This window comes from Intestinibacter sp. (assembly GCF_022780145.1).
In the GTDB taxonomy this organism is placed as follows: domain Bacteria; phylum Bacillota; class Clostridia; order Peptostreptococcales; family Peptostreptococcaceae; genus Intestinibacter.
Window position 1 is genome coordinate 1 of sequence record NZ_JALEXO010000184.1, and the last position, 5753, is coordinate 5753.

4 protein-coding genes and 1 pseudogene are annotated in these 5753 nt (G+C 29.0%); all 5 read left to right on the top strand.

What is annotated here, in order from left to right:
- Positions 1-1101: hypothetical protein (locus MR593_RS07290; protein WP_290691414.1), on the top strand; the 1101-nt coding region annotated here is incomplete at its 5' end.
- 18 nt (positions 1102-1119) lie between these two features.
- The gene (locus MR593_RS07295; RefSeq protein ID WP_290691415.1) at positions 1120-1743 is read left to right on the top strand and encodes a zinc ribbon domain-containing protein; all 624 of its coding nucleotides are present in this window, start codon (positions 1120-1122) and stop codon (positions 1741-1743) included.
- Between the two features lie 54 nt (positions 1744-1797).
- Positions 1798-2472, top strand: a complete 675-nt coding sequence (locus MR593_RS07300; protein WP_290691418.1) for a Crp/Fnr family transcriptional regulator — start codon at positions 1798-1800, stop codon at positions 2470-2472.
- 180 nt (positions 2473-2652) lie between these two features.
- Complete coding sequence (locus MR593_RS07305; protein ID WP_290691421.1) at positions 2653-4950, top strand: leucine-rich repeat protein; 2298 nt, start codon at positions 2653-2655, stop codon at positions 4948-4950.
- Between the two features lie 176 nt (positions 4951-5126).
- Positions 5127-5753 (top strand): annotated as a pseudogene (locus MR593_RS07310) (anaerobic sulfite reductase subunit A); the annotation flags it as partial.

A 5753-nucleotide genomic window follows, 5' to 3' on the forward strand; every position in this document is an offset into this window, starting at 1 on the left:
AATATAAACATAAAAGATAGCATAAAGGTAGCTGGATTTGCTACTTTAATACTGTACTTTTTATGTATCGTAGTACACCAAATCTTAAATTTAACTTTAGGAGAATATTCGTCTTACATAAGTGCTTTAGATATACTATTATTAGTTAATGGAGGAAGTTTAAGCGCATTTACAAATGCAGGAGGCATGGGATTTGGTAATTACTATAGCGTAAGTTTGCAGGTATCTATGCTGATACTTATTTTACTACCTGCATTATGTATGATGATTTCTTATAAATTATTTTTAAAACAAAAAAATACAGATGAGCTATCTTTAATTACACAAGCTATAGGAGTAGGGATCATATACGGTATCGTACTTGGTGCTTTGGCGCTTCTATCTAAAAATAGTGTCTCATTAGGCGGAGGATTTTTCTCTTCTGGGTACAGTATAGTATATGGATTTAGCTTTATAAGTGTTTTACTTAGAGGATTGTTGATAGGGTTTTTATCAATTTTATATATAGGTGTAAAAAAGGAATACGAACAAAATAATATTTACCTTGGAATTTTTAAATATACTGCAAAGACAATATTTGTAGGGTATTTAATAATATTTATTCTTTTGCTTTTAGGTCATTTTGTAGGGCTTTCTTATGTATACGAGCTTGGGCTTGGAAGTTCTATATCAAATATAAATATTTTTGTACTAATCAGCCAATTGGCAGCTTATATATGGGGCTTTGCTAATTTCAATCCTGTTACTATAGGAAGTAAAAATTTATTTTTAGTGAATTTATTTTCTAGTTCTTTGAGTATAGATTTTAAATTGTGTTTAGTAGCGTTTGTCGCTTTATCTATTTTAATCCTTTTAATTTCAGGAATGAAGCTTAGAGAAAAATACAAAAATTCAACTGAAAAGACTGTTTTGATATTTAGTATTATTTACGCACTTATTATGGCAGTGTTGTCTATATTTACTTCTGTTGATGTAAATGGAGGATCTTTATTGGGATATAATGTACAAATGGGAATGAGTACAATTTTTACAATAGTGATAAGCTTTATTTACAGCTTTATAGTAGCTTTTATAGGGTTTAAATTAAGCGATTGGAATTAGTAGAAAAGAGGTATCAAGATGAATTTACAATTAAAATCAAAAAAATTACAAATAGAAAAAGAAATACACGAATACGAAGACAAAAAAAGTGAAAAAATAATGGAACTAGGAATGATTGTATACGACAAAATCAGAAAAGGTCTTATAGATGAGAGTTTGTTTGGAGAAATAATCTACGAAATCAGAAAGGTGGATTTAGAAATATACAATAGAATGCTAGACATAGCAAATATAGAAGGACACGACGAAAATACTCCTGTATGCGAATGTGGCTATATACCAAAGAGCGATGAAAGATTCTGCCCTAAATGTGGTAAGGAAATCAACAAAGAGAAAAATTTTATGCTATGTTACGTCTGTGCTAGTAAAATCGATGTGGACTCTAAGTTCTGTGTATGCTGTGGTTCAAAGGTAGTTAAAAAACAAAAATTCGACATAGATGAATACGAAAAAGATGACTATATTTTAGATGAAGATACTGTAGAGGATGAAGTAGAAAGCGATGATTTTCAAATAATTGAACAAGATCAAGATGAGGTAATAAAAGGAGAGTTAAAAGAAGAGCAAATATCTGATAAAATATATATAGGCGAAGTAGACGAACAAAATACTAGAGATTATCAAAAAGATATTATAAATTAACTGATAAGGCTCAAAACCTCTATATTAATGTCTTTTAGATAATTAAATATAGGGGTGAGTATTATTTTAAAAAATATAGATGTATTCAAAAATATAAAAATATCTACAATTGAAGAGCTGACTAAAAAAGGATCTGTGTTTAAATTAGAAAAAAAAGAGGTCTTATTTCATGAAGGAGAAATAGTCGAAAATGTATATTTTCTAATATCAGGCAAGGTTTCAATATATAAAATGAATGAATTCGGAGAGCGAAAGATAATTTTTATATTAAATCAAGGCGACATGATAAACGAAGTGCTTATAAATAACTCTACGACAGCTGTTGCATGTGAGGCATTTGAAAAATCTGAAATAGTCAAATTTAATATAGATGATTTTATCGGAATAATGCAAACAGACTTTAACTTAGTGAAAAACATATTAGATTCCCTAGAAAAAAGAAATAGACGACTTTATAGACAGCTAAAAAATTCTACTTATATAAAAATCGAAAAAAAGTTGGCCGCAAAGCTATACAGGTTAAATCGAGAATTCGGAGTCGATAAGGGTGAGTGGCGACTATTAGATGTCAAGGGAATTACGATGACTTATCTAGCTGATATGCTAGGATGTAAGAGAGAGACATTGTCTAGAGCTATGAAAATACTCCAAAATGAAAATTTGGTTAAACTAGAAAACAAAAAGATTTATATAAAGCCAGATGAACTTTCATTGTTTTTTAAAAATTAAATAAAAAATAAAAACAGCAATTAATTTATATGAGATATAATTTGATTGTTGTTTTTTTATTACAAAAGATTACATTTATAAATTTAAATTGAAATAAATATTATATTAGATTACAATTTTTAGTATATAATGGTATTTTTATACATTATTATATTATTAAATTTACAGGGGGTATTAACTATGAAAATTGCTAAAAAAATCACTTCTATTTTTTTATCGCTGTGCCTTGTATCTTCGTCTTTTATAATTGAGTCATTTGCTATTACTAAAGAGGGTGCTTCTAGTACTTTATCTGCTGAAGAATCTAATTCATCTGACTTTCGTATAACAGACGGTGTTTTAAAGGCGTATACAGGAAGCGGTGGAGAGGTTGTCGTGCCAGAAAGTGTTACAAGTATTTCTACGTGGGCTTTTATTTACAACAAGGATATAACAGAGATCACATTTCCAAAAAGCCTTATAACTATTGAAGATTCAGCATTTAAGTATTGTTCTAACTTGAAAAAAATAAATTTTTCTGAAGGTCTTATCAGCATAGGTGGACATGCTTTTGATGATTGCGATGCTTTAAAAGAGTTAAATCTTCCAAGTTCTCTTAAAAGCATTGGCACTGGTGCATTTTATAATTGTGATGGTTTAACAGAAATTAGATTGCCTAATAACTTAGAGGAGATAGGTGCAGCATGTTTTAATTGTTCAGAAAATCTCGAAAAAATACATATACCTGATTCAGTAAAAAAAATAGGTGGTAAAGCTTTTGGTCGAACACCTATAGTGTCTATCGATTTGCCTAAAGATCTGACTACTATTGAAAACGGTCTATTTTCTGAGTGTTCAAATTTGGAAAACGTTACTATCCCAAATTCTGTAACTCGTATTGAAGATTCAGCATTTGAAGACTGCACGAGAATAGAAACTATAACTCTTGGAGATAAAGTGGAATATATTGGAGAAACTGCATTTAATAGATGTAGCGCTTTAAAAAACATAAATTTACAAGATACAATAACAGAAATCGGCGGTGGCGCATTTGCAGGATGTAATCAATTGGAAAATATACATGTACCTCGCAATTTAACTAAGATAAATAATGGTACCTTTGCTTCTACAGCTATAAAAAATATAGATCTCCCAGATACTGTAGTTGAAATAGGCGATACAGCATTTTCTAATTGCAGGAGACTAAACAGTATATCTATACCTAAAAATCTAAAATCAGTAGGAGACTCTGCATTTAGAGAATGTAATTTATTAGAAAAGATAGAGCTTCCAGATACAGTTGAAACTATAGGTACATGGGCATTTGCTAATTGTATATCATTATATAGATTAGATTTAGGCGAAAGCTTAAAAGAAATTGAACCTAATATAGTTTCAGGCTGCACTAATTTAACTGAAATTATAATTCCAGACTCTGTTACTGTTGTAAAAGAAAGAGCCTTTGCAAATTGCGATAATTTAAGCAATATTAAATTTTCTAAGAATACAACGACTTTAAATGCGAATTTATTTATGGGCTGCGAGAAGCTTATGTCTATAAATCTTCCAGATAATATTACTTACATTTCTCCATATTTACTAGATTTTTGTTTTAGTAAAGTCAAAATTTATGTAAATGAGGGGACTTCAACTGAAGAGAGCTTAAAATCAAGCGGACTTGATTATATACTAAATGAAAAGCCTGTTCAAATAGATATAGCTACATTAAAATTTGATACAATTAAAAATCAAGTATATACAGGAGACTTTATAAAACCTACAGTATCGATTTTATCAGGTGATTATTCTCTTGTAGAAAATGTCGACTACAAAGTAGAATATTTAAATAATAAATCTGTAGGATTGGCTACAGCTCGTATTACAGGTATCGGAAATTATACTGGAGTTTACGACATTAATTTCAAAATAATACCTAAATCTACTACGTCTTTTACTATAGATAAAACTACAACTTCATCTGTGACATTAAAATGGGATAAAGTTTCTAGTGCAGATGGATATGCTATTTACAGATACAACACTACAAGCAAAACTTATAAAAGAATAGCTACAATCGACGGTAATTCTAATTTAACTTATACTGATAGTGGTCGCTTATCAGGGACTATTTATAGCTATAGAATTAAGCCTATAAAAAGAATAGGTTCTACTACATATTACGGCAATTACTCTTATGTAAAGGCCGTTACAAAACTACTTAAGCCTGTAGTTACTTTAAAATCTACTTCAAAAGGAACTGTAACTATAAGCTGGAATAAGGTAAATAGAGCTTCTGGCTATAAAATTTATAGAGCTACTTCAAAAAACGGTTCTTATACTCTAGTAAAAACTATTTCAGATGGTGATGTAACTAGTTTTAAAAATACTAATCGCACATCGTCAAAATACTATTACTATAAAGTTAAAGCTTATAGAACTGTAGATAATAAAAATTATTACAGCGATTACAGCACTGTAAAATCTATTAAAGTAAAATAATCGATATTAAGTGATTTTAAATTATAAAATAACGCTATTGAGTAAAATGGCGTTATTTTTTTGAAAAAATCAAAAAAACAAACTAAATTGTGATAAAAATCACATAAATAATATCTGCTAAATGGTAATATTTAATTATAAAACATATAAGATAAAAAAAGAAAAGGGTGATAATAATGAAATTAAAACTTAACTACGAATCGTTTGACAAGGGATTAGAAAAATTAAGTGAGGAGTATAAAATTTTTGCACCAGTAGTTTTAGAGTATAAAGGTACTTACTCAGACACTCCAAGTATTAGATACAAGGAAGTGAAAACTTTCGAAGAAATGGAGTGGACTCTTAAATCTCATTTTTCTCCAAAAGAAGTTATGTTACCTATAAATGAAATATTACTTTACTTCACACAAGATGAGTACAGTGAAGCAAATGAAAGACAAGATAAAATCTTAATATTTATGAGAGCCTGCGATATAAACGCAGTAAAAAGAGTTGATGAAATATATCTAAGAAACGGCGAAGAAGATTATTACTATAAGAGAAACAGAGATAAAGTTAAATTTATCCTGGTAGGATGTAAGGAAAGTTTTAGAAACTGCTTCTGTGTGAGCATGAACTCTAATAAAACAGAAGATTACGCTATGGCATTGAATATAAGAGAAGATGAATTATACATAGATATAAAAGATGATACATTAAATGTATTTGAAGGTGAAAATACAGATTTTGAAGTAGATTACGTAAAAGAAAATTTCGTAAAAGTAGAAATTCCAGATAATATAGATCCAGTAAAAATAAGCCAA

Coding starts and splice junctions, on each gene's coding strand:
- MR593_RS07295 (WP_290691415.1), top strand. CDS start 1,120: ATGAATTTACAATTAAAATCAAAAAAATTACAAATAGAAAAAGAAATA.
- MR593_RS07305 (WP_290691421.1), top strand. CDS start 2,653: ATGAAAATTGCTAAAAAAATCACTTCTATTTTTTTATCGCTGTGCCTT.